Source organism: Acidiplasma aeolicum, assembly GCF_001402945.1.
In the GTDB taxonomy this organism is placed as follows: domain Archaea; phylum Thermoplasmatota; class Thermoplasmata; order Thermoplasmatales; family Thermoplasmataceae; genus Acidiplasma; species Acidiplasma aeolicum.
The window spans coordinates 1-1,201 of sequence record NZ_LKBG01000146.1; the positions used below are offsets into that span (position 1 = coordinate 1).

At 33.5% G+C, this 1,201-nt stretch carries 1 protein-coding gene and 1 pseudogene; both read left to right on the forward strand.

Annotated elements, in window-relative coordinates:
* A pseudogene (locus tag AOG54_RS09895) lies at positions 1 to 628 on the forward strand (hypothetical protein); the annotation flags it as partial.
* 77 nt (positions 629 to 705) lie between these two features.
* Positions 706 to 1,201: MFS transporter (locus AOG54_RS03805; RefSeq protein WP_156324190.1), on the forward strand; the 496-nt coding region annotated here is incomplete at its 3' end.

The following is a 1,201-nucleotide window of genomic DNA, read 5'->3' on the forward strand; positions in this document are numbered from 1 at the left end:
TGGTTCTGTACTTGCCATCGGCGAGGGTTTTGCCACAGCTGCAATGTTTAAAATTTATTATTTTAGTGATAAACATGATGAGAAAATAGAAAAAAATGATCTTAAAACGTATACAGTCCTTGCCACCGGTCTCTTGCTGATATTACTTTTTGCTGTATCCGTAATATTTATTAAACCAGAATTTTTATCTGGCATACCTGAAGTTCTGGTTTTTAATGGATTTATGATAGAATCAAAATTTAATGAAAATGATTTTGGGCTGGTAACACCATTTTATATTTTAGTATTAATAATCATATTTTCATTGCTTACATATGCAATTTTTGGAAAACCGAAGACCAGAAAGGTTATGCCATGGAACAATGGTGTATCAGATTTTGATGGGTACACATCATTTTCATATTCCAGTGGCATAAGACTAATTTTAAAAAGAATATTAAAAACAGGTAATAAAAACTCAGGTATGGAAACTGTGGACATATTCTGGTTTGCAATGATAAAAATCGCCAGGGATTTTAGAAATGGTGCAAGATATATTGGATACAGGATCATGAACAGCTCAATAAGCTATTATATGGTTTATATGATAATTGCATTCATAATAATCATTATAATTGTATCATTATAATTATTATAAAAATAATTTATTTTTTTTAATTGTTTACTGGTTAAGTATTTATACTTTTTAGACATGTCTATTTCGACATGATAACAACAAAAAACAGAGATTCAGGTATAATACTCGGCCTCATGGCATTTGCGGGTACCTTAATTGTATATGTTGAAACCATGATAGTGCCTGCAATCCCGGTTTTTATAAAATTTTTTGATACCACATACGATAATGTTTCATGGGTGATAACTGCATATATTATTACAGGAACAGTTGCAGCAGGAATATTTGGAAAGCTCGGTGACGTTTTTGGAAAAAGAAAGGTTTTTCTAATCCTTTCACTGATATATGCCATTGCAGTATCATTTGGTGGATTTGCCACCACACTGGACGAGCTCATAGCAATAAGGGTCATACAGGGCATTGGATTTGGCATGTTTCCACTGGCATATGCCATAATTAATGATGTTGTTCCAAAAAGGGAACTTGCACTTGCACAGGGGATAATGAGTGCGACCTTTGCCGTTGGTGCTGGAATAGGCCTTGTTATAGGTGCATACATAACCGAATATTTTGGATGGCAGTGGT